Genomic DNA, 24,321 nt, shown 5'->3' on the forward strand with positions numbered 1-24,321 from the left:
TGATTAAGAGAAAGTCTTTTGTGTTTTTTGTTAAGATGGTCTTAATTCAAGAAAAGAAAGGAAATGGTAAAGATGGTTAAAAAATATGATATCGCCATAATTGGAGCCGGCGCAGCCGGACTGACAGCCGCTTTTACAGGAGCGGGATTTTCAAAAAGTGTCGTGCTAATCGATAAGAATCTGCCCGGGGGAGAATGTACTTGGTCAGGTTGTATTCCTAGCAAATCACTGATCAATATCGCCAAAGAAGTCCATCATGCCATGAAGTACACTCCGAATCTGCAAGTTGATACATCGGTCGTCTTGAAAGATATACAGGACGTAATTCAAAAAGTATACGCAGGCGAATCTCCAGAGGTGCTAAAGCAATCCGGCATTGATTTCATTAACGGTTATGCAAAATTTGTAGGACCGCATGCAGTAGAAGTGGACGGCGAACGCATTGAAGCGAAAAAAATTATTCTATCCACAGGATCATCACCAATGGTACCTCCGATCGACGGCCTGGACAAAGTGTCTTATTTAACGAACGAAACTATATTCACTCAGAAATCGTTCCCGAAAACCATGACTATTCTTGGAGGCGGTGCCATTGGCGTCGAAATGAGCCAAGCATTGAACCGAATTGGTGTGAAAGTGACACTTGTTGAGAAATTCGAACGGATCCTGCCAAAAGATGAAGAAGACTTGGTATTGATGATTCAGCAACGCCTGATCGACGAAGGTGTGACGATCCATGCAGGTGCTACTGCTGTTCGAGCCGAGCAAAATGGCGAACAAATTGAGTTGAAAATCGAAAAAGACGGCAGTGAAATGACTGTTTCCAGTGAAGGACTTTTGGTCGCGCTTGGACGCCAGGCGAATGTGAAAGGCTACAATTTAGAAGGAGCAGGCGTAGAATTTGATTCGAAAAGCATTCAGGTGGACGATCATTTGGAGACTACCGCTAAAGGCATCTATGCGATTGGCGATGTGGTCGGACCCTACCAATTGTCGCATATGGCGAACACCCAAGGAATTACCGCAACTCAAAATGCGATTTTACCAATCAACAAAAAAATGGATTATGAACATGTCACTTGGTGTACATACACGGACCCAGAACTCGGCAGATCCGGGTTATCTGAAAAAGAAGCGCGCGAGAAATACGGTGATTCGATTCGGATCTATGAACATGATTATGCTGATATTGACCGTGCCAATACGAAAAAAGACAGCATCGGCAAAGTCAAAATCATTCTGGATAAAAAAGGCTATATATTAGGAGCCAGCATTCTTGGTGACCGCGCTGGAGAAATCATCAGCCAAATCCAGACCATTAAAACACTGCATATCAACCTTGGCAAATTATCAGGCGTTATTCACCCGTACCCAACTTATAGCGAAGTTTTGGTAAAAATCGGCAAAAAAGTCTATGTGGATAATTTGTTGAACCAACCGGTCGTCAAAACTTTTAACAAAGCAAAAGCGGGCGAGCTGCCGGCAGATAAGATTGCTATTTACGGCGTAGCCGCTGCAGCAGGGGTGGGAATCACAAACATGGTGATCAAAAACAATGTCAAGCCAAAGCTCGGCGTGGAGAACGATCGTCTGAAAGGAATGCCATCAACACCCAATGCTGTGTCGTCACAATCTTCATCAAAAGATAAGTATGTCGCAGCTTGGTCGTATAACGGCAGCAAAAACGATGCGAAAAAGAACCTGACCGGCATGCTAAAGGGCTATGAAGGCGTGATAATCGTTCAAAATGAAGAGAATTATGTCTATGCAGTTGCCAAGTCTAAAACGATGAAATTTAAAGATGATATCGAATTCTACTTTAACGATACTGCTCAGCAGATTGAGTTTCGCTCGGCTTCACGCATCGGTTATTCAGATGCAGGCGTCAACCGCAAGCGCTATGATGAAATGAGTACCCGTTACTCGAACATTTCGGCGCACACCCGCAACTCATGAACAAGAGCACCCGTCTTAAGATAGGGAAATGGCTGGTGATTGCTGTTGCAGTCGGTCTGGTCATTTGGCTCAGCCGGTCAGTTTTCGAAGTCGATGCCAACGACCTCCGCAACTGGATTTTGTCATTTGGAATATGGTCACCGGTTATCTACATCCTTATTTACACGATCCGGCCGTTGATCTTTTTTCCGGCGTCAGTTTTGTCGATCGCCGGTGGCTTAGCCTTTGGTGCCTGGCTTGGCACGCTTTACACCATCATTGGTGCAACACTGGGCGCGATGTTATCCTTTTTCGTTGCCAAAACCTTAGGCAAGAGCCTAGTTCGAAAGGAATGGACTGGAAATGCCAGAAAAATCCAGTCTCAAATGGAGCAAAATGGCTTTCTCTATGTTTTGTTGTTCCGTTTTATACCGGTCATCAATTTTGACTTGATCAGCTATATGGCTGCCCTTGCAAAAGTCCGTTTTGGTTCTTTTGCACTGGCAACTTTAATTGGCATTATTCCTGGAACTTTTGCCTATAATTTTCTGGGCAGCAGCTTTGTCAGCGGAAACCCAACAATCATTCTTTTAGCTGTAGTGGTTTTTGTTGTCTTGACAGTTGTACCGATTGTCATCCGAAATCGCTGGAATAAAAAACAGCCGCTCGATAAGTAATAAAAAAGTTTATCAACGAATTTAGGAAGTGGAAGATATGAAAAAAATTCTATTAATAGTACCTGGGATACTGGCGCTTACGCTCGCTGCATGCTCCCAGGAAACCGGAAACGATGCAGCGGAAGAGGCGGAAAGCCTACTGACAAGCGAATGGCAAGAAGTTTCCGAGGCAGCGCAGGGACAGAAAGTCAATATGTACATGTGGGGCGGCAACGACAACATCAATCGTTACCTCGATGAATGGGTAGCTCCCCGCTTGAAAGAAGACCATGATGTCGAGTTGAACCGGGTACCGATGAACGATTCACAGGACATCATCAATCAATTGGTTGACGAAAAATCAGTCGGCAAGAGTGAAGGCAGCATGGACATCATTTGGATCAACGGCGAAAATTTTAAAGCTGCCAAAGACAACGAGTTGCTGTGGGGAGATTTTACGGGTCAATTGCCGAATTTTAATGATTATATTAATCAGGAAGCGCCTGAAATCGCCACTGATTTTGGGGAACCTGTCGATGGCCTGGAGGCGCCGTGGGGCAAAGCGCAATTTGTTTTTGTCCATGATGTAAATAAGTCGGAAACGCCACCGAAATCGATGGATGAGTTGGCCGATTGGGTCCAGGAAAATCCCGGACAGTTTACGTATCCGGCTTTGCCTGACTTTACGGGTAGTGCATTTGTTCGCCACGTGCTTTATGAAACGACCGGCGGATATGAGCAATACCAGCAGCCCGCCGCAGAAATTGCTGACTTGGAAACTCGTTTAGAGCCGATGTGGCAATACTTGAATGAGATCGAACCGTTTCTATGGCGTGAAGGGGAAACTTATCCGGAAAGTCTGGCCAAGCAGGACCAGTTATTTGCGAGCGGCGAGATTGGCATGACCATGAGTTACGATCCCGCGCTTGCAGCTAGTGAAGTGCTGAAGGGCCGATTCCCTGAGTCGACCCGCACTTTCTTGCTCGATGGCGGAACGCTAGCCAATACGCATTTCCTATCAATTCCATTCAACTCTTCCGCTAAAGCAGGAGCGATGGTGGCCATCAACGAAATGATGTCGCCGGCAGCCCAAACTGCTAAACTGTCCCCTAAAAACTGGGGCGATTTGTCGGCATTGGATCTGGACAAATTGTCTCCCGAACAGCAGCAGGCCATGAACGATGTGGACTTAGGGAAAGCTACGCTGTCTTTGGAAGAATTAGAAAGTCACCAACTGCCAGAACTGTCGGCAGATTACATCGAAATCATTGAAAAAGGATGGATGGAACATGTGGCAAAAGACTAAACCTTATCTTTTGCTGCTGCCAACCATCGGTACCATCGTCCTCCTGTTTTTTGGAGGACTTTTTGATGGACTTCTGAAAAGTTTTGGCTATTTTCCTGCAATTGGAGAAACCCGCTTTGAAACGACGGCTTACGCGGATCTGTTCCGCTCATCCGAGTTCTGGGAATCACTGGTTCTGACTTTGAGAGTCGCCGCATTGTCTTCAGTGATTGCAGCTGTGTTGGGAGCTTTTATTGCAATTTCTTTGTTCATGCTGAATAAATTAGCGAAAACAGGTAGTGCTCAATTTTGGCACCGGCTGTTTCAGCTGCCCTTGACCATTCCGCATCTGGTCGGAGGCTATATCATTGTTCTGTTGTTCATGCAGAGCGGGTTTTTGTCGAAAATTCTTGCTTCTGCCGGTTTGATTGATAAAATCACGGATTTTCCGGTGCTGGTCAATGATCCGTTTGGCTGGGGAATCATTTTGACCTATGCCTGGAAAGAGGCTCCTTTTGTGTCGTTGATGATCTATCCGGTACTGTCACGGATTCACCGTTCGTGGCGGGATGTAGCGCGTGTTTTTGGAGCCGGCAGCTGGCAGTTTATCCGTGAAATTGTCCTGCCGGTGATGCTTCCGGCGTGGACGATTGCGACGTTTGTCGTTTTTGTCTTCACTTTTTCAGCTTTTGAAGTACCGTTTTTGCTGGGCGTCACGTATCCGAGCATGCTGCCGGTTTATTCCTATCAGTTGTACACAAGCGGTACCTTGGCTGACCGGCCAGAAGCGTTGGCTGTTAACATTGTACTCGCGGTTCTCACCATCTTACTGGGGCTTGTCGTCTATTACTTCAGCAAACGTTGGAATGTATTTAAGGGGTGGGATTGATGAAAAATCCCCGTCATTTATTGAGTTCAGCTTTATTCCTTTTGTTATTCATTGTCATCGGCTTGCCGTTTATCCCTTTGATCCTATCGAGTGTGTCCTTTGGGTGGCAATGGCCAAATGTGTTGCCCGAATCATTCAGCTTCCGTGCCTGGGAATATGTATTGGCCGGCAGTTCCGGGACCTGGCAGGCAGTAGGGGTTAGCCTGTTAATCGCTTTTATCGTCACGGCAGTGAATATTCTTCTGGCCGTGCCGGCTGCCAATGCCCTGGTGCGTAATCACCTTCGCGGCAAATGGCTAATCGAAGCGATCATTTTCGCACCTATCATCATCCCGCCATTTGTTGCTGTGATAGGCATCCATTTGACCTTTTTGCGGCTTGGCTTGACGGAGACCATTCTTGGTGTGGTCCTGGCGCATATCTCGCCAACTTTGCCGTATATGGTGCGCGCCGTGATGATCAGCTATAATACTTTATCAGTCGAATGGGAAAACCAGGCACGAATGCTTGGCGCGAGGCCGATTTCCCGGTTTATCCATGTGGTGCTGCCACATTTATTGCCTGGCATTGCTGCAGGGGCAAGTTTGAGCATCCTGATTTCCTTAAGCCAATACTTGATTACTTTTATCATCGGCTCTGGGCAGGTCGTAACCTTGCCAATCTTGTTGTTTCCATTTATCAGCGGTGGAGATCCGGCAGTTGCTTCGGTCTATTCGTTGCTGTATGCCGGAATTGCTATTTTGACCTTGTTGGGAATGGATATCGCCTTGAAAAAATACTATCAAAATAAAAATGCCGCCACAGGGAAGGGCTAAAGGAGTGGAGAAATGAACGATTTGCGCATCATCAACATTGAAAAGCAATACCAGCAAAGGCAGCAAAAAAGCGACCCTGCATTTTCACTGCAGCCGCTTCGGCTGACCATCAACGAAGGTGAATTTTTCTCATTGCTCGGCCCTTCCGGTTGCGGCAAGACAACCTTGCTGAAATTAGTGGCAGGACTGATGCCGGCAGATAACGGCGAAATCTGGGTCGGGGACGCTAATGTAACAACAGTCCCCCCAGAAGCCAGGAGATTTGCCATGGTGTTTCAGCAATCGCTGCTGTTTCCACATATGTCGGTTGAAGACAATGTGGCATTCGGATTAAAAATGCAGAAAGTCAGCAAAAAACAGCGATTGGTGAAAGCACAGGACATGCTAGAACATGTCGGTCTCAAGGGCTACGGTCAACGTTTTCCAGATGAATTGAGCGGAGGTCAGCAGCAACGTGTGGCATTGGCAAGAGCGTTGGTTGCAAATCCGCAGGTGCTGTTGATGGATGAACCATTTAGCGCCTTGGACCCGAGCCTTCGGGAAGAAATGCGGGAGCTTCTCAGTCGGATTCAAAAAGAGTTCCGCGTGACAGTTCTGTTTGTCACCCATGACCGCGAAGAAGCATTTTATCTTTCGGACCGAATTGGTGTAATGAGTGAAGGAGCTTTACTGCAGGTAGGCAAAGCCCGAGAGCTACATGAACGTCCTACCAGTTCGAAAGTCGCCTCTTTTCTAGGGTTGAAGAATATCATTAAAGGTTCAGTCACGGGTGGATATTTTACTTCAAAAGACAACGCTTTTAGTTTTCCGGTTGCTAAAAATACTAAAGCTGGACACTGTTTCCTGATTCTGCGACCAGAAGTGTTGCAGCTTGTAACAGTCAATACTATTCCCCATTCAGATTCTATTCAGTTTAGCGGAGTGATCCAGCAAATGAAATTCAACCACGGATTTTATTCAGTTAAAATTAAAATGGGAAATTATTCATTAGCCTGTAGTTTTACTAGCCAACAGGCTGAAGGTGCTGCAGTCGGACAAGAAATTGACTTAATGGTTAGTCTGAATAATGCATGGTTAACAGAAGAGTGAATATAAAAACCTGCACTCCTAGATGATGGAGTGCAGGTTTTTTTATGCATTCATAAATAAAAGGGTATAATAGGAAGCGCTGGATAATATGAATAGGTACAATCAGGTAAGTTTGAATCCGCAAAGAATAACTACATTTAATCTTTATTCATTCGCAACTCATCAATGAATAAAGAGAATAAAAAAGACATTGGGATTTCCGCGTCTCTACTAATCCACTCCGAACCTAGCAACAACTGGTTCCCCGATCCGCTCCGTTGATGGTAAATGCAAGTGGCCGGCTGCTGCAGACGCCGGTTTCCGGCAGATCCAGTTCCACGCGCTCTGCCGCTTCGCGATCACCAGAAAGATGAGCAACAACCGAACGTGCTTGTTCAAAACCCGTTGCCATCAGAAAAGTGGGGGCGCGTCCATAACTTTTAGCCCCAATGATATAGAAGTCTTTTTCCGGCTGCCGCAGTTCCCGCTCACCGTGCGGGCGAACAGTGCCGCAGCTGTGGACGTTCGGATCGATGAGAGGTGCCAGCGCTGGCACGCTTTCAAGTGCGGGATCAAAGGCATAGCGAACCTCGCGCAGCAACTCAAAACTTGGGTGGGAACCGGTATTGGCGATTACCTGATCAAATGGACCAAAGTCAATTTTGTGCCCTCTCTGTTCAGCACCAAACAGGACTTGCTCATCATTTAGGCTGATGGATTGGATAAAGCTTGAAGTTTGAACATTGATTTGTTCACCAGTCAATAAAGCCTTGATCCGTTGCCCGAGAGCTCCCCGCTCCGGCAGTTGGTCAGCTTCACCGCCGCCTAAGACCTGTTCAGGAGATGCTTTTCGGACGATCCACGTAATCTCTGTATCTGGAAATCTTTCCTTCAGCTGGACAAGGTCAATCAGTGAATTCAAGGCGGAATGACCGCTGCCTACTACGACAACACGCTTGTTTTGAAAGCGTTTTTGGTCGGCTCCCAGTATTGATGGAATACCGTAATCCACAAATTCTGCTGCTGCATTAGTTGCGCCGCCGGACACCACCGGATTAGGGTTTTGCCATGTGCCGGTCGCATCGATGACTGCCCGCGCCAATACAGTTTGGCATGTACCTGTTCCGTTTTCAATAACGAGCTCGAATGGTTTATCATCACGGTTCGCTGTTTTCATTTTATCTAAGCCCTGCCGCTGCAGGTGAATGACGCGGCTGTTTAAGTGAATGAACGGTTTCAGTTCTGGCAGCTGGCCAAGCGGCTGCAGGTAGTGTTCCGCAATCTCCTTGCCATAAGGCAGTCGGTCAGGATCAGGCAGAGCCATTTCGTGCTGTTCGAATAGTTTTTTGGACGCTGCATCGATATTGTAGCGCCAGGTCGAGAACAACCGCACATAGCCATATTCAAGAAAATGGGTTCCGAGTGCGGGACCTGATTCGAACAAAACGAATGGTTGCTGATACTGGACCAAGTGGGCGGCGGCGGCGAGTCCTGCAGGTCCTCCGCCGATGATTGCTACGGGTAATATGGTGGTCATTTTCACACGCTCCTTCTATAGTATAAGTTTTTCTTTTGATAGTGCGTTTCACAGGTATACATATTATATAAGTTGAACTTAAGAATCAGCATTTCAGACGCCGCTTTGGACAGAGCAAAGACGATTGCTCCTAAGCAAGCTCGTCGCAAAGGAGGACCCAGGATTGCCCGCTTGACTCACACGATAAGCCGGGGAGAACACCCGTCTCATCGCTCCGCCCAGCCCGTGGACGCGCCAGCGCTGGGTCAGCTCATTGGACCATGGAGGAGCTTCAATTGTTCTGGTATTTTAGTTAAGATATTCCGCAAACCAGCAAGCGACATTCTTTAGTTTTACTTCTATAGAATATTATTTGACAATACAGTAATTTAGGATCTAGAGCTGATTAAATGAGTGAGCTCTTCAGGCAATAGCCGCCCCATTTCCGCGCTTTCTAGGGCATAGTAGCTCCAAGTGCCTTTGGTTTCTTTCGTCAAAAGACCGGCATTCAACAAAATTTTCAAGTGGTAGGACAGTTTCGATTGAGGCATCGCTATTTCGTCAACCAGCTCACAGACACAAACCGATTTTTTTTTGCCAATAAACTTTAGTAATTCCAGCCGTTTTGGATCAGCCAATGCCTTGAACTTTTGAGCATAAGCTTCGTATAGTTCAGCGTCTGCTGTTGTTTGTCTCAATTGTTGAGCCATTCTAGTCCCTACTCTCTATTAATCAATTTTATTTGATTAATTAAGTGTAGTGGTCAGGGAGGTAGAGCGCAAGAGTTAAATCAAAATAATTTGATGTATCGCAAGAACCTTCTATAACGATTGACTTATATAACCGAATTATTATATACTACACGCGAAGGAGTGGATCCTCCAATGGAGACTTTAACAAAACAAACTGCAGCTGACGTTACCGTGTGCCTGAAGGCAGTCAGCGATCCAACTCGTCTGCTGATGATGAAATTGGTGGAGGCGAATGAATTATGCGTCTGCCAATTTGTCGAAATGTTTGATATGAGCCAACCGGCCATCAGCCAGCATCTGCGCAAGCTCAAGCACGCGGGACTCGTAAAGGAAAGCAGAAGAGGGCAATGGCGGTTTTATTCCATGAATCAGGAATCGATTCATGCCCCATTGCTGCAAAATATCTTAAGCCATATTGAAGACACAGATTCGCAGCTACTGGCCTTGCGGGCCAAAGAAGCACCCGTAGACTGCTGCTAACGAAAAGTGAAAGTAGCCTGTCCAGCTCTGACAGGAGTAAGACGATCTGGTGAAGCAGTGTGTCTTCAACCGCACAGCCAGAGGTTACATCCCGAAGAGCTAGGCACTGCAACCGGACACGGGAGTGGCTTATGACTTTAGAGTTTGGACAATAAACAAAGAGGAAATAAACATATTTTCTTAAGCTATTCAAAAAGGAGATCTCTTCATGACTAAAAAAACCATCTATTTTTTATGCACCGGAAATTCATGCCGCAGCCAAATGGCTGAAGGCTGGGCAAAGCAGCATTTAGCGGACGAATGGGCTGTCTACAGTGCAGGAATCGAAGCCCACGGATTAAATCCGAATGCGGTGAAAGCCATGAACGAAGTGAACATCGATATCTCTAATCAATCTTCGGACACTATCGATACGGATTTGCTGAACCATGCAGATTTCGTCGTCACACTTTGCGGCGATGCTGCCGATAAATGCCCGATGACACCACCTCACGTCAGACGCGAACATTGGGGCTTTGAAGATCCAGCGAAAGCCCAAGGGACAGATGAAGAAAAATGGGCAGTGTTCCAGATGGTCCGCGACGCAATCGGCACACGCATCGCAACTTTCGCCGAAACCGGAAACTGAACCTTTAAGGAGAATAAATCATGACAAAAGTGACGATATACGACCCAGCTATGTGCTGCGACACCGGTGTTTGCGGACCAGTAGTGGATCCCAAACTGACCGCTGTAGCCGCCGCTGTTTTTTCGCTTAAAAAAAAAGGATTTAGCATCAAACGTTTCAATTTGGGCAATGATCCTGCTGCTTTTGTGGAAAACAAGAAAGTCAATTCGGTATTGTTCGACAACGGCATCGAGTCATTGCCGTTGATTTTGGTCGATGGCGAAGTAGCCAAAATGGGTGAATACCCGACAGTCGAAGAATTCGCCCAATGGTTCAGAGTAGAAGCAGGAGAGTTGCAAGCTGTAAAACAGCCAAGCAACCCTTTAAACGTCAAAATCGTTTCCTCCGGTGAAAAATGAAGAGCCGTACATTCGAACCAGCCGATGTTAGCGGAACACCTTTCCTGTTTTTTACGGGAAAAGGCGGTGTCGGCAAGACGTCGACAGCTTCTGCGACAGCCGTGGCTTTAGCGGACTCCGGCAAACGGGTGCTGCTGGTCAGTACGGACCCTGCCTCGAACCTGCAGGATGTCTTCGGCATGGAACTAACCAACGAACCGCAAGCTATTGAAGGAATCAAAAACCTGTTTGCCTGCAACCTCGATCCAGAGGAAGCGGCTCGCACTTACCGCGATTCGGTTGTTGGACCATATCGCGGCAAATTGCCGGAGGCGGTTGTCAACCAAATGGAAGAACAGTTGTCCGGTGCCTGTACAGTTGAAATTGCCGCATTCGATGAATTCACCAAGCTGTTGGCCGATAGACGGGTCATGGACGATTACGACCATATCCTCTTTGATACGGCACCGACTGGCCATACCTTGCGGCTGTTAAAGCTACCGACTGCCTGGAGCGGCTTTCTGGGCGATTCTGCACACGGCGCGTCCTGTCTTGGGCCGCTTGTAGGAATGGATGCCAAAAAGGATCTTTACGCCAAAACGGTACAGGCGTTAGCCGATTCCGAGCAGACCACGCTGGTCCTGGTGGCGCGACCGGATACTGCTTCGTTTAAAGAAGCTGCTCGCGCGTCCCTGGAGCTTGAAACTATCGGCATCGGGAACCAGGTGCTGATTTTGAACGGCGTCTATTCACCGGTTCAAAACGGAGACCAGGTGTCTCAGGCATTTGCTGTTCAGCATGAGCAGGCATTAAATCAGATGCCTGCTCATCTGAAGGGCTTGCCGTTATACAGCCTGCCGTTTGTTGCTTTTTCATTGACGGGGCTTGAAAATTTACGACGCCTCTTCAATGAACCGGAATGGCGTCCCGTTTCAGCGGAAATTGCGGATCATCCGCTCGCTGGACTGGATAGCCTGAAGGACCTGGTCGACCATTATTCATTGCAGGGTACGCGCGTCATTCTGACAATGGGCAAAGGCGGGGTTGGCAAGACGACCGTTGCGTCGCTGCTCGCTGTCGGTTTGGCTGAAAAAGGGCATCCTGTGCATTTGACGACGACCGATCCGGCAGCTCATTTGGCTGACCGCTTTGAAGGAACAGGCGGAGACCGCTTGACGATTTCACGAATCGATCCGCAGCTGCAGGTCGAAACCTACAAAGAACAAGTTATGGAAGCAACAGGGCCGCTGAGTGATGAAGCCCGCGCTTACTTGGAAGAAGATCTGCGTTCCCCGTGCACTGAGGAAATTGCGGTGTTCCGTGCATTTGCGGAAGTGGTCGCCAAGGCGGACAAAGAAATCGTCATCATCGACACTGCGCCGACTGGCCATACCTTATTGCTGCTGGATGCAACGCAAACCTATCACAAGGAATTGGAACGTTCCACCGGAGAAATTCCGGAAAACGTCCAAAACTTATTGCCACGTCTGCGCAATCCGAAAGAAACCGATGTCCTGCTCGTCACACTGCCTGAAGCGACGCCTGTTTTTGAAGCGGCGCGCCTGCAGGAAGACTTGAATCGCGCAGGAATCCAGGCGAAACACTGGGTCGTCAATCAAAGCCTGGCCAGTACCGGAACGACCGAAGCACTCCTGCAGGCAAAAGCTTCTAGCGAATGGCCATGGATCCGCAAAGTCAGCGGTGAGTTGGCTGAGCGAACGGCCTTGATTCCGTGGCAGGCACAGGACAGCATCGGCTATGATAAAATGAAGCAACTCATAACTAAATAAAGAGAAACTTCAAACAGTGGGGAGGCTCTTCAGCCCCTACTGATTGTTAGTTGATCCAATCGGACTTTTACGGCGAGTGGATCTCCCACTTTAAGAAGTGGGAGTCTTACTAACCGTTAAAACAGGATAAAAGGGGGATTTTCAATGAATATCACACAACCGGCAAAAGAAATGCTTTTGGAATCCATGAAAGAAAACAAAGCACAAGGCATCCGCTTCTATTTCGCGGGACAGGGCTGCTGCGGACCGCAATTCGGCCTGTCGATGGACGCGCCGGAAAAAAGCGACGTCATCAAAGAAGTGAACGGCATCCAAGTGGCGCTTGATGAACGCGTCAGCACGATGGTGGACGAAGTGTCGCTTGATTTTAAAAATGGCGGGCTGGTACTGGAAGGTCTTCCAGAAAGCAATTGCTAATTGCATAAAACAAACCACAAAAAACCGGCATCTCGCTAAAGGAGCTGTCGGTTTTTTCTAGGTCTTCCTGAATTGTCAATCGATTCCGAAAACTGTGTTGACACAGTTAGGGGCACTACCTATACTTGATATATAACAGGTAAGCAATCGTTAGACGAAAGGGGTCATACTATGCTGGCAACATTAACGCCACTCGATTGGAAGCGCCGCGCTGTCAAATACTATCCAGAGAAAGTTGCGGTTATTGACGGAGACAAGAAGTTTACATACAAAGAGTTCGGTAACCGGGTGGACCGGCTTTCTGTCGCTTTACATAACGCTGGTATCACTGAAAAAGATCATGTGGCGGTCATGCTGCCGAATTCGCATACGATGCTGGAATGCTTTTATGGTATCCCACCGCTCGGAGCGGTTATCGTCCCGCTCAATTATCGCCTGTCGACAAAAGACCTGGCGTATATTCTGAAGCACAGCGACGCCAAAATGCTGATTGTCGATGCAGAATTCGGTAAATTGATCGAAGAAATTCAGAACGAGTTGCCAATTGAAAAATACATCATCGTAGCTGTAGAAGGCTGTGAATCGGCCATCAAAGGTGTTGACTACGAACACTTTATCAACGATGTGCCGGAAAACGCAAAAATTCCGACTGCAGAGCTTGATGAAAATCAAATGCTGTCTCTGAATTACACCAGCGGTACGACCTCCAATCCCAAAGGGGTCATGCAGACGCATCGTACGAATTACATGAATGCAGCAAACTTCCTGCATCACTTGGAGATCAAATATGATGACGTTTATCTGCATACACTGCCGATGTTCCATACGAATGGCTGGGGCGGAGTCTGGGCCATTACGGCTGCCGGCGCAACCCATGTTTGTCTACGCAAAGTCGATCCCTCGCTGATTTTGGATCTTTTTGAAAGTCACGGGATCACTGCACTATGCGGCGCACCGACCGTGGTCAATATGCTAGTCAATGAACCGAAGGCTAAAGAAATTGAATTGACGCAAAAAATTCGCATGGGAACTGCGGGCGCACCGCCTGCTGCAGCATTGATCGCCAAAGCGCAAAGCATTCTTGGCTTGAATATGATGCATGTTTACGGCTTGACTGAAACTTCTCCATTCATTCTTTATTGCGAATGGAAAAATGAATTCAATGAACTGGATCCTGATCAACAGGCGTCCATCAAGGCGCGGCAAGGCATTGAACTGGCATTTAACGGCGAAACCAAAGTTGTCAACCAGGAAGACGGAGAAGAAGTCGCTTGGAACGGTAAAGAACTTGGCGAGATTGTCACACGTGGCAATGTCGTCATGGCCGGCTATTACAAAGACCCTGAAAAAACCGTTGAAGCTATTCGCGACGGCTGGTTTTACACGGGAGATTTAGCTGTCACCCATCCGGATGGATTCATCGAGATCCAAGACCGTATCAAAGACATGATCATCTCTGGTGGCGAAAACATCTCCTCGACGGAAATCGAAGGCGTCTTGTATAAACACCCGGCCATTGCCGAAGTCGCAGTCATTGCAGTTCCAGATGAAAAATGGGGAGAAGTGCCGAAGGCCATTATCGTCCTTCACAAAGGCGCCAACGTAACTGAACAGGAGATTTTGGATTATACACGTGAAAATATGTCCCGCTTCAAAGTGCCGAAATCCGTGGATTTTGTAGAGACGTTGCCAAAAACGGCAACCGGCAAACTGCAGAAATTCCAATTGCGTGAAATGTATTGGGGCAAGGGGAAAAAAGTGAATTGATGAGTTGGGCACAGGCGAAGAGCAATCTTCGCCTGTGTTACATTATTCAACTGTCCTAAAACTCCAAAAGTTTGATTGACAGTCAATAAATGCATTCTTATACTAAAACAGAAAAGGCTTGTTATACAGAGATTGAAAGGGGAACGAGAGATATGATTGCACCATTAACACCACTCGATTGGAAGCGCCGAGCCGTCAAGTATTATCCGGAGAAAGTGGCCATCATCGACGAAGAGAGAACATTTACATACAAGTAATTCGGCGAGCGGACCGACCAGCTGGCGTTCGCTTTATATAAATCGGGCATTCCAGGAAGGTGACCATGTCGCGGTTATGCTGCTGAACACGCACTATATGCTGGAATGTTTTTATGGAATCAGTCAAAGGGGTGCCGTCATGGTGCTGCTCAATTATCGGCTGACAGCTAAAGACCTGGAATACATCATTAACCATAGCGGCGCAAAAACCTTGATCGTCGATGCAGAGTTTGGCAAGTTGATTGAAGAAATTCAGGATAAACTACTAATTGAGAAGTACATCATGGTGGAAATGGATGGCCACGACTCAAAGCTCAATGGTGTTTCCTATGAAGACTTTATCCAGCAGGACAGTAAATTTGTTCTTCCTGAAGTAAGAATCGATGAAAATCAGATGCTGACATTGAACTACACGAGCGGCACCACATCCAATCCAAAAGGAGTCATGCTGACGCATCGCAGCAATTACTTGAATGCAGCTAATTTTTTGTACCACCTGAAAGTGGTGCACGATGACGTTTATTTGCATACCTTGCCGATGTTTCATGCTAATGGCTGGGGCGGCGTCTGGGCCATTACCGCGGCGGGCGGCACCCATGTCTGTTTGCGGAAAGTAGATCCGTCGCTTATTTTGGATCTGTTCGAAACGCATAAAATTTCAATTTTGTGCGGGGCGCCAACTGTTGTGAATATGTTAGTTAATGAACCCAAAGCGAAAACTATCCACATTACCACCAATCCGCGAATGGGAACAGCTGGCGCTCCGCCCGCTGCTGCGTTAATCGGCAAAGCGCAAGAATTGCTGGGCTTGAATATGATGCATGTCTACGGTCTAACAGAAACTTCACCATTTATCCTATACAACGAATGGAAAAAGGAGTTTGATGATAAAACGCCGGATGAACAAGCGACTATCAAAGCGCGGCAAGGCATTGAGTTGGCGTTTAACGGCGAAACCAAAGTCGTAAACCAGGAAGACGGCAAAGAAGTTGCATGGAATAGCCAGGAATTGGGGGAAATCATCACCCGAGGCAATGTCGTCATGAGCGGCTATTACAAAGACCCAGAAAAAACCGCGGAAGCAATCAAGGATGGCTGGTTCTATACAGGGGACTTGGCTGTGACTTATCCGGACGGTTATATTGAAATCCAGGACCGCATCAAGGACATGATTATTTCAGGAGGTGAAAATATCTCTTCTACTGAAATTGAAGGAATTCTATACAAGCATCCCGATGTTATGGAAGTGGCCGTTATTGCGGTACCGGACGAGAAATGGGGAGAAGTACCAAAAGCCATCATCGTCCTGCAGCCGGGAGCGACTGTCACAGAGCTAGAAATAATCAGCTACACATGCGACAATATGGCTCATTTTAAAGCGCCAAAGTCAATTGAGTTTGTCGAGGCGCTGCCAAAAACTGCTACAGGCAAGCTGCAGAAATTTCGTTTGCGTGAAATGTATTGGAGCGGACCGAAGAAAGTAAATTGACGTGTTGAAGGAATAGAAAAGACAACGTCCGTAAATGCTTTTTAGCATTTTACGGACGTTTTTCACTTTCGACTTTTGACATAAAAGGAGTGATTTTTAAAAGTGGTTTAAAGTGACAATACGAGACGATAATAAATAGTTAAACCAGTTAGATTTTCTGACCACTAATATGGTATATTTTAGTAAAATAAGGTTTTTACATAGAATGTTCGATCAATAAAAAAATAAAATCAGTAGGAGGTATTATGAAATTTATTATGCTATTTGGTCCTCAAGCCGTCGGCAAAATGACAGTCGGACACGAACTTGAAAAAAATCACGGCCTTGAAACTGTTTCATAATCACATGACCATCGATATGCTGTATCCATTATTCGGTTTTAGTGCAGAAACCTGGCGTCTTTCCACTTTGTTTCGTGAAGAGATATTCAAATCGGTCGCCAGTAGTAACGAAGAAGGAATGATCTTCACTTATGTATGGGCATTTGATTGTAAAGAAGATTGGGATTTTGTGAAAAAGACTCAGTCAATCTTTGAATCTGCCGGCGGAGAGGTTTATTTTGTCGAACTAGAAGCGAATATAAGTGAGCGATTGCAGCGGAACCAGTCTGCTCATCGACTCAAACACAAACCAACCAAGCGGAATGTGGCAGAATCTGAACTGGAGTTAATCGAAACCAAGAACAAGCATCGGTTGAATTCATTGCCGTACGAAATCGAAGAAGAAAGCTACCTACGAATTGATAGTACAAATCAGGAGGCGGGAACTGTTGCTGCTAGGATTAAAGCGCATCTTGGTTTTTGATTTATGTATGGGAAGGTCTATGGAGCACCAATAAAAGTAGGTTGAAAAACTAAAATGCAATGAATAAGAAAATAGAGTTACTCATTTACAGGTTTATTTTTTAAATGGCGTAAGATTACTCTGATTTGTCCTCGGTGGCTGATTTCGTCTTCCAAAACATGATCATCTTGATTTAGCTCAGAGATCTCACTTAACGTAACGTCTGTTGAAAAGATTCGGTAATCAATCATTTAGATACGTACAATCTTTTTTAAAACGATGAACCAATTATTTACAGTGTTCTATGCATATGCGAACAACAGCTCAAAGAAATGAGTGATCAGATGATAGAATCGCCGGAACATTATTTAGCCTAACGTTTTGGTGGTCTCCAGCTAGAACCCGCTTTATTTTACGAGTGGCAGAACAGCATCCGATTTGAAATTTCGGATCCACAGATTGCATACGATAATTCTGCAGTTATGCAGCAGGCGTTCTATCGTTCTAAAACCTTATTCAACGAAGTGTTTGAACCGGAGGATGACCTTTTTTTAGTGACAGATATACTTACGAAATCAGAGAATAACTTTCTTCACAAAAAGCCATTGAACGTATATCGTAAGTATATCAAAGACCGTCAAATCCTAAACAAATTGCAACTTTGCGAAAGCGAAGATTTGGAAGACGAAGTGAAGAGATATCGGTTTTGGTTAACATGTAAAAAGGGTGACATTCGCTACCCGCAATTGCTGCAGGCAATCTGTTATGAGGACTTCGGCCATTCTTCTAGAATTCTTAAAAGCAATCCTGAGAGTGGCTCCAATGTCTATTTTATCAACCAGTCCAAGAATTTCGTTTTCCACCTTTATGATGATCGTGGCTGTGATATTTTGGCTGCAAACAAGGAAGCTATCCGGTTTCTATATGAAAAACACAATGAATGGATTCTGAATTACGATAGAAAAGAAATTGACCAGTTGTTTAAATAATAGTTCTAGATAGATGAATAATGTTAAAACGAGTGTCAACACTCGTAATATGAATAGAGGTATCTATTATGAATGAAAAAACGATTAATTTTTGGAATGAATACTGGACGCTGAATAAAAAAACTCCGACCGCTGAATTTGATGCTTTTCAATTTGGATCTGATGCTGATTGGTTGGCTAAATTAGTTGCAGATGGAAAGAAAACGGCTACTTGTTCAGCACATATCCTGTATGAGTTGGAAGGTGAACCTTTGCCGCAAGCCGGCCAATATAGTGTGGTGCTCAATTCCAGTGACGTTCCAGTTGCAATCATTCAGGTGACAAGCGTTTCGTTAATTCAAATGAATCAAGTACCGGAAGCTTTCGCGTTAGCAGAAGGAGAGGGGGATTATACATACTGGTGGCATGCACACAAGAATTTTTTTGGGCAGGAACTGAAAGTGCATGGCTTAAGTTATTCGGAAAATCTATTGCTCGTTTGTGAGCGATTTAAAGTTATTCACAAATCTTGATTATATAGAAATTGATGGATTTCTTGAGTAAGAACATCATCAGTTTATAGTTGGAAAACTTGCGGAGCATATAGAAAGGGACCTCAACAGGTTCCTTTCTATATTCATGTAAAAGCTTAACTTATGCAACAGTTTAATAGAAGTTAAATAGATTTTTATTATAAATGTAATAATCTACTTAAGGATTTATCACCAAAATCCAAAACTGTCATTACAAAAAAATGATAAGTAACGTTAAGATGTAAAAAAGGAGGAGAAGACTAGAGCAACTGCACAACAAATGCCTTTAAAGAGTTCGAGGTGTGAATTTGATGAAGAAAAAAGGATTATTATTACTGTTTTGCGGCAATCCTTATTTTGTTGATGGTTGCGGGAGTAATTGGTGAACTTGCCGTTTAATCCAATGTGAGAATTGGCTTACATGTGTTTCATATAGGCATATAAAAGAAAGAAAAAAGGTATGGTTAAGTAAACAGGTTATTGCGAATCCGTTAAACCTAAGCCATAGGGAAGTAGGAGAAGATAAATGGAGAGAATCGAAAAAGAGTTTTCTGTTTATTTTCAGACGAAAAAAGCCCCTATTTTCAAGTAAATGACGCATGGCGATTAGCTATTCCGTTTCAGCAATTAAAAGGAAAGCCATCTTTGCAGAAATCCATCGTAGAATGTTTATTTGCCGGAAATTCACAAATCGACCTTACTTTTTTAAAGTCCTACAAAACCAGTAGTGGCAAACACTTCAAACGGTTTGAAAAGCAATCCTTGCACCAAGCTATTTGCATTCGGAATTGGCGTGAACATGTTGTGCTCAAGCAGGAGAACGAACCCCGGTTGATTTATGTGACAATACAACACATCAACGCACTCGAAGTTCTTGCCTATAGTAAATCGATTGTGCGCGGGAAACAATCTTCTTTTATCGGTTTTTATAATGATCACTATTTGCTGACAGTGGATGACGATGAATTCGTTGTGATATCCAGGAACAAAGAAGCTATGGAACCAGTGAGGGATTTGATTCGAAATACAGTTTAAGGAGGAATCGATATGGCAAAATGTATTTTGGCATGCTTGTTTCACTTGATGGGTTCGTCAACGACCGCAATGGCGGGATAGAGAAACTGTATGAAAGTTACGAACCGCGCGAGGAGGTTCTCGGTGCTGTCGTAATGGGACGCAATAGCTTTGATATGGCCAGTGATCCGGACAACTATGAGTTCCAGGTGCCTTTGTTTGTGATGACTCATAAATCACCGGCAAAGCATCCAAAGGAAAACGACAAGCTCACTTTTACTTTTGTAACAGATGGTATTGAATCGGCCATCCGTCAGGCGAAAGTCGCCGCGAATGGAAAAGATGTATTGGTGCTGGGGGCGAATGTCAGCCAGCAGCTGCTTCGAATCAAGCTGGCAGATGAGCTATAGATTGCCATCGCACCGATTTTACTTGGAAAAGGACTTCGGTTTTTCGACCATCTGGAAGGGCTAGAAATCAAACTCGAGAAAATCCAGACAAACGAGACCAATCAACAAGTAGAAATCTGGTATAAAGTCATTCAGTAAATACAACTATAGCGTTTATGAATCACTTCTTCCTGAATATAGTTATTCATTTTTTTCCCAAAAGAAATGGATGTGACATAACATGACAAATAAATCAGCGATTGCGGCGTTAGTTTGGTTGGGACGTGACGTTCCACGAGAACAGCAACTTTCTTATTGGCGCAGTACGCATGCCCAAAAAGCAGCGAGAACCAGAGGGGTTTTGGAATACCGCCAGCATCATTTCGACCAAAACTCCCTTGGACACTGGCCACTAGTTGCCGGAATAGACACCGAGATTCATCCTGAACATCGAATCGATGGCGTGGAAGAGGTTATATTGAACACAAGAGCGGTAAAATATCACCGGAAGCTAACTAGCGCAGAGGCGGTAGAAGCATTTAAGAAAATCGAGTGGCACGTGACAAAACTGGCAACTAGTCACTGGCTGTCTTTCGCGCAAAGTCGTAAAGCAAGTTATCGTGAAGTCGTTTTGATTCGTCGAAAGCCACACGTCCAACTGCCGGAGTTTCATGCGTTCATCAATCACTTACTGACTCCAGCTATTGCATCAGCTCCCGGCATTGCTGAAATGCACTATCACCTATTTGAATCTTCACAACAGCGCGAGGCACGTTCAAGCTACCAGGCCATGCTGATAATTGGTGCAGTGGACTCCACCATGTTGAAAAAGGCATTGACTTCAACGAGTTTCCAAGCGACAGAATCCGCTCAGCAAGCCTATTGCGAAGCGATACATGCCTATCCGGTTGAGGACAGTTATATTTTTACAAAGAGTGGCAGGCCTACCTTGCCTCAAACGAAAGCAGAGCGCAAGCCACCCCTCGAGCCAGTTCGCCGAAAGTTACCACCTGCACCTGCACGAGCAAGACGGACATCAAGTGGAATCCCGTTTCCCCCAGTACAACGGATCCCGCTAAGCGGTTACGGGCCAGAGGATGTTATTGCGGATGACCAAGGCCGTTTACTATGCGGAGTCGAAGACGGGCGTATTCTTCGCATCCATCCGGAGCGGGGTTCCGAAGAAGTGATTGGAAACACAGGTGGCCGCCCGTTAGGACTTGAACTTTTGCCTGACGGACAGCTATTGATATGCGACGCCCACAAAGGACTGCTTCAATTGAATAAAGAGACAGGGAAGATAGAAACCTTGGTCCAGTACGTGGACGGAATCCCGCTCCGTTTTTGCTCCAATGCTGCCGCGGCCAAAGATGGAACGATTTGGTTCACTGAATCGAGCGACCGCTACGACTTCGAACAGTATACGGGTGCGCTACTTGAACACAGGCCTTCGGGACGTCTGTTCAAGCGCTATCCGAATGGCCAAGTAGAAGTGGTTCTTGAAGGCTTACATTTTGCCAATGGTCTGATCTTGTCCGACGACGAACAGGCAGTTATTTTTTCTGAAACGGGCGGATATCGCATCAATCGTCTGTGGATACAGGGAACCAATGTTGGAAAGAGAGAGCTATTGGTGGATAATTTACCAGGCTTTCCAGACAACATCTCCCGACTGCAGGACGGAAAATTCTGGGTGGCCATAATGACGAATCGCAACTCTTTGCTTGACCGGCTTGGGACGATGCCGGCTTTTCTCCGCCGACTGCTGTGGCGAATTCCTGAGCGCTGGCAGCCCGCAGCAACCAAAACGGTCTGGGCAATGCAAATTGATGAACAAGGCAATTGCCTAGTGGATCTGCAGCACTCAGCCATTGGTTATCACGGCGTGACGGGAGTGGTGGAGTCTAGTGGAACAGTGTATTTCGCCAGTATAGAACAAGGCGCACTGCTAGCAGTTAGATTAACAAGTGACGCGGGAACGGCCGCAAATTTTTACACAGAATTCCCCCAAAAAACGAGCACAGTCTAGGATATCTTTGAAATAGCATTACACCTTTCAACAGAATATTGTATAGTTAATAAGGATTTATATAGAAGTGAAAGGTGTTTTCATGATATGATGCAAAACCCCAAAGGAAAAAAACGGCTCGGCTTAGCCTTGATCCTCAGCATGCTAGGAATTTTGGCGCCACTGAATATCGACATGTATTTGCCAGCTTTCCCGTCTATCGCAGACGAACTGGATGCGCATGTCTCACTCGTGCAGCTCAGCTTGACGGCGTGTTTGATCGGGCTCGCTGCCGGCCAAATCGTCATTGGACCTCTCAGTGATGCTAATGGTAGACGCAAACCGCTGATTGTTTCCGTAATTTTGTTTGCGTTGTCGTCGCTCCTTTGTGCAGTGGCGCCGACTATCGAAATGCTGATTGTTGCCCGCTTTCTTCAAGGATTTACCGCTTCAGGCGGAGTGGTCCTGTCTAAAGCAGTGGTTAGTGATATGTTCACCGGTCGTGAAATGACAAAGTTTTTTGCGTTGTTGATGGTCATCAATGCAGTGGCTCCGATGGCTGCCCCAATTGCCGGTGGCGCGATTTTGACGTTGCCATTTGCTGGCTGGGAAACGATTTTTTATTTCCTTGGCTTCCTCGGGTTGCTTATGGTAGTGGTTGTCATACTGCGGCTGCCGGAAACCTTACCACCAGAAAAACGCGTCCCGAGCTCGATTGGACATTCTGTCAAAACCATGATCAGCTTATTTAATGAACGCCCCTTTATTGGTTATGCCTTGGTGGTCGGGCTGATTCATGGCGGCAGCTTTGCTTATGTTGCTGGAACGCCTTTTGTCTATCAGGAGATTTACGGCGTGTCGCCTCAAGTTTTCAGTGTGCTGTTTGGCATTAATGGCTTGGCGATGATTATGGGAAGCTTTATCATTGGCAAGTTCGGCGGCATCGTTTCTGAGCATCGCCTCTTGCAGGGGGCAGTTGTTGTGGCGGTTAGTGCGACATTTGTACTTTTGGTCATGACGATGATTCAAGGGCCGCTCGTGTCATTAGTTATTGCTATTTTTGTCTACATGACTGCAATCGGTATGATCTTCACCAGTTCCTTTACCTTGGCTATGAGAGGACAGGGACATCGTGCGGGAAGTGCCAGTGCAGTGGTCGGCATGCTGCCGTTAGTCATCGGATCAATCGTTTCACCTCTTGTCGGCATTAATGAAACTTCCGCAGTTCCGATGGGTGCTATTCTTTTTGGTACTTCTGTTCTTGGTACGATTGCCTTTTTCAGTTTGACTGGGCACAAGCAAAAAGTTGCAGCGGATAAAAAACTAGCTAATTAAGAGAGTACTCGTTGTGGAGGCTTTAAAGAAAAACAGGAGCGGGAAGAAAAATCTTCCCGCTCCTGTTTTTGTCTGTTGTTGTAAAAAAACTATTTTCAAGACTTTTGATGATTTTTAGTCAGCTATTGAATTGAAAGAATATTTTTTAGTCATCCAACTTGGGGGATTAGTCGATCAAATCGGTAGCGCTCAGAAAGTCGTAGATTTGATCGGCATTGTTATCTTTGATCATATAGAGGGTATTGCTGTCTTCTGAATCCATGACAGAACTGCGGTCTTGGTCTATCCATAAATAGTATACTTTCTCACCGAACTCTACTTGGAACTGGGGGTCTACTACATCCGCCATACCAGACACTTTCTTAGCGCTAGAGATTGCTTCTTTGAATAGTTGAATCGTATATTCATCAGACACTGTGAAAAAGGAGTCTTCTTCAATTTCGCCGAAACTTACCATTCGATACAGTAACACCGGTGAGTCAACGTCCTTTTCCTGTTGCGCCAACAACTCATTCTGACACCCCATCATTATCGCTGACAGCAGGCACAGAGAGAGAAAACTCACTAATTTCCGCATGTTTAATTCCTTCAATAACCAATTTTTCTTTATCCTTATTATAAACACATCAGACCTAAAAAAGCATTTAATCGTTTCATTTTGATTGCTGTTATAGTGGGCTGTTGCTAGTAAACTAATTATAATGACTTTTGTGCCGCTAGAAGAAGATAGAAATAGGAAATTGAGAGAACAAAGTTCATGCCAGGAAAAGGGAGGCTATTAAATGAAGAAGTTTTTTGGTTCATTGTTGATCGGTTTGCCGTTGGCGTTTTGGTGGATTGGTTACGAAGACATCACTTACAACCAGCTAAATGTCTCTGGAGTCGAGAAAGTCGTTGTTCGTAAAATGGATTTCGATTTTGTTTTTTACGCTTCACTTCTAGTGATTGCAATTGCGGCGGTCACCTACCTCGTCTGGAGCGAAATTAACAAAAAGCGTGAAGAGCAGTTTTACCAGAATTATAGGAAAGATTCCAAGTAAGTAGAAGAGCTTTGTTGTTGCATATCAGCAGCAAAAAGCTCTTTTTTTCATGTCCCCATGTTTAACGCTAACCGACTGGAGGTATGAGCAAAAGATAAGGTTTGTGTCAAAACCTTGGAAAGAGAGGGAT

General features: G+C 45.6%; 21 protein-coding genes and 3 pseudogenes. 21 read left to right on the forward strand and 3 right to left on the reverse strand.

Features of this window, described 5'->3' with window-relative positions; translation table 11 throughout:
* The first annotated feature begins 72 nt into the window (after nucleotides 1-72).
* From BBH88_RS09250 to BBH88_RS09275, 6 genes are read left to right on the forward strand one after another with little or no spacing between them, the layout of a single operon-like run.
* Complete coding sequence (locus BBH88_RS09250) at nucleotides 73-1,956, forward strand: FAD-dependent oxidoreductase (protein WP_065536905.1); 1,884 nt, start codon at nucleotides 73-75, stop codon at nucleotides 1,954-1,956.
* Complete coding sequence (locus BBH88_RS09255; RefSeq protein ID WP_065536904.1) at nucleotides 1,953-2,612, forward strand: TVP38/TMEM64 family protein; 660 nt, start codon at nucleotides 1,953-1,955, stop codon at nucleotides 2,610-2,612. Before BBH88_RS09250 ends, BBH88_RS09255 begins: the two co-directional genes overlap by 4 nt.
* Before the next feature lie 37 nt (nucleotides 2,613-2,649).
* Nucleotides 2,650-3,897 carry an ABC transporter substrate-binding protein gene (locus BBH88_RS09260; RefSeq protein ID WP_006829550.1) on the forward strand — a complete coding sequence of 416 codons (1,248 nt, stop codon included), beginning with the start codon at nucleotides 2,650-2,652 and terminating at the stop codon, nucleotides 3,895-3,897.
* Nucleotides 3,881-4,765 carry an ABC transporter permease gene (locus BBH88_RS09265; protein ID WP_006829551.1) on the forward strand — a complete coding sequence of 295 codons (885 nt, stop codon included), beginning with the start codon at nucleotides 3,881-3,883 and terminating at the stop codon, nucleotides 4,763-4,765. The genes BBH88_RS09260 and BBH88_RS09265 overlap by 17 nt, the downstream gene beginning before the upstream one ends.
* Entirely contained in the window at nucleotides 4,765-5,580 is an 816-nt protein-coding gene (locus tag BBH88_RS09270) for an ABC transporter permease (RefSeq protein WP_065536903.1), read from the forward strand. Before BBH88_RS09265 ends, BBH88_RS09270 begins: the two co-directional genes overlap by 1 nt.
* A 12-nt stretch (nucleotides 5,581-5,592) precedes the next feature.
* Nucleotides 5,593-6,669, forward strand: a complete 1,077-nt coding sequence (locus BBH88_RS09275; RefSeq protein ID WP_065536902.1) for an ABC transporter ATP-binding protein — start codon at nucleotides 5,593-5,595, stop codon at nucleotides 6,667-6,669.
* A 226-nt stretch (nucleotides 6,670-6,895) separates the two neighbouring features.
* On the opposite strand, the gene BBH88_RS09280 is transcribed toward BBH88_RS09275, so the two are convergent.
* Nucleotides 6,896-8,185 (reverse strand): NAD(P)-binding domain-containing protein, encoded by a 1,290-nt coding sequence (locus BBH88_RS09280; protein ID WP_065536901.1) that lies wholly within the window; start codon nucleotides 8,183-8,185, stop codon nucleotides 6,896-6,898.
* A gap of 368 nt (nucleotides 8,186-8,553) precedes the next feature.
* Nucleotides 8,554-8,874, reverse strand: a complete 321-nt coding sequence (locus BBH88_RS09285; RefSeq protein WP_006829555.1) for an ArsR/SmtB family transcription factor — start codon at nucleotides 8,872-8,874, stop codon at nucleotides 8,554-8,556.
* Between the two features lie 174 nt (nucleotides 8,875-9,048).
* Here BBH88_RS09285 and BBH88_RS09290 point away from each other — a divergent pair, with 174 nt between their 5' ends.
* The 14 genes and pseudogenes from BBH88_RS09290 to BBH88_RS09355 all read left to right on the forward strand — a co-directional run bounded on the left by BBH88_RS09290 (nucleotide 9,049) and on the right by BBH88_RS09355 (nucleotide 23,151).
* Nucleotides 9,049-9,396 (forward strand): ArsR/SmtB family transcription factor, encoded by a 348-nt coding sequence (locus BBH88_RS09290; RefSeq protein WP_006829556.1) that lies wholly within the window; start codon nucleotides 9,049-9,051, stop codon nucleotides 9,394-9,396.
* Between the two features lie 208 nt (nucleotides 9,397-9,604).
* A complete protein-coding gene (gene arsC, locus BBH88_RS09295; RefSeq protein WP_065536900.1) occupies nucleotides 9,605-10,024 on the forward strand; it encodes an arsenate reductase (thioredoxin) in 420 nt (139 codons plus the stop codon).
* A 20-nt stretch (nucleotides 10,025-10,044) separates the two neighbouring features.
* Entirely contained in the window at nucleotides 10,045-10,422 is a 378-nt protein-coding gene (gene arsD / locus BBH88_RS09300; RefSeq protein ID WP_065536899.1) for an arsenite efflux transporter metallochaperone ArsD, read from the forward strand.
* Nucleotides 10,419-12,191 (forward strand): arsenical pump-driving ATPase, encoded by a 1,773-nt coding sequence (arsA, locus tag BBH88_RS09305; RefSeq protein ID WP_065536898.1) that lies wholly within the window; start codon nucleotides 10,419-10,421, stop codon nucleotides 12,189-12,191. The genes arsD and arsA overlap by 4 nt, the downstream gene beginning before the upstream one ends.
* A gap of 144 nt (nucleotides 12,192-12,335) precedes the next feature.
* Nucleotides 12,336-12,608 (forward strand): iron-sulfur cluster biosynthesis family protein, encoded by a 273-nt coding sequence (locus BBH88_RS09310; protein WP_006829560.1) that lies wholly within the window; start codon nucleotides 12,336-12,338, stop codon nucleotides 12,606-12,608.
* A gap of 171 nt (nucleotides 12,609-12,779) precedes the next feature.
* Nucleotides 12,780-14,375, forward strand: coding sequence for a long-chain-fatty-acid--CoA ligase (locus BBH88_RS09315; protein ID WP_065536897.1), 1,596 nt, complete (start codon nucleotides 12,780-12,782; stop codon nucleotides 14,373-14,375).
* Nucleotides 14,376-14,653: 278 nt separating this feature from the next.
* Nucleotides 14,654-16,121, forward strand: a pseudogene (locus BBH88_RS09320) (long-chain-fatty-acid--CoA ligase).
* A gap of 245 nt (nucleotides 16,122-16,366) precedes the next feature.
* A pseudogene (locus BBH88_RS09325) lies at nucleotides 16,367-16,925 on the forward strand (shikimate kinase).
* A gap of 371 nt (nucleotides 16,926-17,296) precedes the next feature.
* Nucleotides 17,297-17,893, forward strand: a pseudogene (locus BBH88_RS09330) (DUF3885 domain-containing protein); the annotation flags it as partial.
* A gap of 68 nt (nucleotides 17,894-17,961) precedes the next feature.
* Nucleotides 17,962-18,405 carry an ASCH domain-containing protein gene (locus BBH88_RS09335; protein WP_006829567.1) on the forward strand — a complete coding sequence of 148 codons (444 nt, stop codon included), beginning with the start codon at nucleotides 17,962-17,964 and terminating at the stop codon, nucleotides 18,403-18,405.
* 645 nt (nucleotides 18,406-19,050) lie between these two features.
* A complete protein-coding gene (locus BBH88_RS09340) occupies nucleotides 19,051-19,440 on the forward strand; it encodes a hypothetical protein (protein WP_065536896.1) in 390 nt (129 codons plus the stop codon).
* Nucleotides 19,441-19,460: 20 nt separating this feature from the next.
* On the forward strand, nucleotides 19,461-19,829 hold the full coding sequence (locus BBH88_RS09345) for a dihydrofolate reductase family protein (protein ID WP_197684186.1): 369 nt from the start codon (nucleotides 19,461-19,463) through the stop codon (nucleotides 19,827-19,829).
* 220 nt (nucleotides 19,830-20,049) lie between these two features.
* The gene (locus tag BBH88_RS09350) at nucleotides 20,050-21,837 is read left to right on the forward strand and encodes an SMP-30/gluconolactonase/LRE family protein (RefSeq protein WP_065536895.1); all 1,788 of its coding nucleotides are present in this window, start codon (nucleotides 20,050-20,052) and stop codon (nucleotides 21,835-21,837) included.
* An 87-nt stretch (nucleotides 21,838-21,924) separates the two neighbouring features.
* Nucleotides 21,925-23,151, forward strand: coding sequence for a Bcr/CflA family efflux MFS transporter (locus BBH88_RS09355; protein WP_065536894.1), 1,227 nt, complete (start codon nucleotides 21,925-21,927; stop codon nucleotides 23,149-23,151).
* A 166-nt stretch (nucleotides 23,152-23,317) separates the two neighbouring features.
* On the opposite strand, the gene BBH88_RS09360 is transcribed toward BBH88_RS09355, so the two are convergent.
* Entirely contained in the window at nucleotides 23,318-23,728 is a 411-nt protein-coding gene (locus BBH88_RS09360; protein ID WP_065536893.1) for a YhfM domain-containing protein, read from the reverse strand.
* Nucleotides 23,729-23,933: 205 nt separating this feature from the next.
* On the opposite strand from BBH88_RS09360, the gene BBH88_RS09365 reads away from it, so the two are divergent.
* Nucleotides 23,934-24,191 (forward strand): hypothetical protein, encoded by a 258-nt coding sequence (locus BBH88_RS09365; protein WP_006829571.1) that lies wholly within the window; start codon nucleotides 23,934-23,936, stop codon nucleotides 24,189-24,191.
* The last annotated feature ends 130 nt before the right edge of the window (nucleotides 24,192-24,321 follow it).

The organism is Planococcus antarcticus DSM 14505, assembly GCF_001687565.2.
Taxonomy (GTDB): Bacteria; Bacillota; Bacilli; order Bacillales_A; family Planococcaceae; genus Planococcus; species Planococcus antarcticus.

What these genes read in the sequence shown, in the direction of transcription:
- BBH88_RS09250 (WP_065536905.1), top strand. Translation starts at nt 73, where the DNA reads ATGGTTAAAAAATATGATATCGCCATAATTGGAGCCGGCGCAGCCGGA.
- BBH88_RS09255 (WP_065536904.1), top strand. Translation starts at nt 1,953, where the DNA reads ATGAACAAGAGCACCCGTCTTAAGATAGGGAAATGGCTGGTGATTGCT.
- BBH88_RS09260 (WP_006829550.1), top strand. Translation starts at nt 2,650, where the DNA reads ATGAAAAAAATTCTATTAATAGTACCTGGGATACTGGCGCTTACGCTC.
- BBH88_RS09265 (WP_006829551.1), top strand. Translation starts at nt 3,881, where the DNA reads ATGTGGCAAAAGACTAAACCTTATCTTTTGCTGCTGCCAACCATCGGT.
- BBH88_RS09270 (WP_065536903.1), top strand. Translation starts at nt 4,765, where the DNA reads ATGAAAAATCCCCGTCATTTATTGAGTTCAGCTTTATTCCTTTTGTTA.
- BBH88_RS09275 (WP_065536902.1), top strand. Translation starts at nt 5,593, where the DNA reads ATGAACGATTTGCGCATCATCAACATTGAAAAGCAATACCAGCAAAGG.
- BBH88_RS09280 (WP_065536901.1), bottom strand. Translation starts at nt 8,185, where the DNA reads ATGACCACCATATTACCCGTAGCAATCATCGGCGGAGGACCTGCAGGA.
- BBH88_RS09285 (WP_006829555.1), bottom strand. Translation starts at nt 8,874, where the DNA reads ATGGCTCAACAATTGAGACAAACAACAGCAGACGCTGAACTATACGAA.
- BBH88_RS09290 (WP_006829556.1), top strand. Translation starts at nt 9,049, where the DNA reads ATGGAGACTTTAACAAAACAAACTGCAGCTGACGTTACCGTGTGCCTG.
- arsC (WP_065536900.1), top strand. Translation starts at nt 9,605, where the DNA reads ATGACTAAAAAAACCATCTATTTTTTATGCACCGGAAATTCATGCCGC.
- arsD (WP_065536899.1), top strand. Translation starts at nt 10,045, where the DNA reads ATGACAAAAGTGACGATATACGACCCAGCTATGTGCTGCGACACCGGT.
- arsA (WP_065536898.1), top strand. Translation starts at nt 10,419, where the DNA reads ATGAAGAGCCGTACATTCGAACCAGCCGATGTTAGCGGAACACCTTTC.
- BBH88_RS09310 (WP_006829560.1), top strand. Translation starts at nt 12,336, where the DNA reads ATGAATATCACACAACCGGCAAAAGAAATGCTTTTGGAATCCATGAAA.
- BBH88_RS09315 (WP_065536897.1), top strand. Translation starts at nt 12,780, where the DNA reads ATGCTGGCAACATTAACGCCACTCGATTGGAAGCGCCGCGCTGTCAAA.
- BBH88_RS09335 (WP_006829567.1), top strand. Translation starts at nt 17,962, where the DNA reads ATGAATGAAAAAACGATTAATTTTTGGAATGAATACTGGACGCTGAAT.
- BBH88_RS09345 (WP_197684186.1), top strand. Translation starts at nt 19,461, where the DNA reads ATGTATTTTGGCATGCTTGTTTCACTTGATGGGTTCGTCAACGACCGC.
- BBH88_RS09350 (WP_065536895.1), top strand. Translation starts at nt 20,050, where the DNA reads ATGACAAATAAATCAGCGATTGCGGCGTTAGTTTGGTTGGGACGTGAC.
- BBH88_RS09355 (WP_065536894.1), top strand. Translation starts at nt 21,925, where the DNA reads ATGATGCAAAACCCCAAAGGAAAAAAACGGCTCGGCTTAGCCTTGATC.
- BBH88_RS09360 (WP_065536893.1), bottom strand. Translation starts at nt 23,728, where the DNA reads ATGCGGAAATTAGTGAGTTTTCTCTCTCTGTGCCTGCTGTCAGCGATA.
- BBH88_RS09365 (WP_006829571.1), top strand. Translation starts at nt 23,934, where the DNA reads ATGAAGAAGTTTTTTGGTTCATTGTTGATCGGTTTGCCGTTGGCGTTT.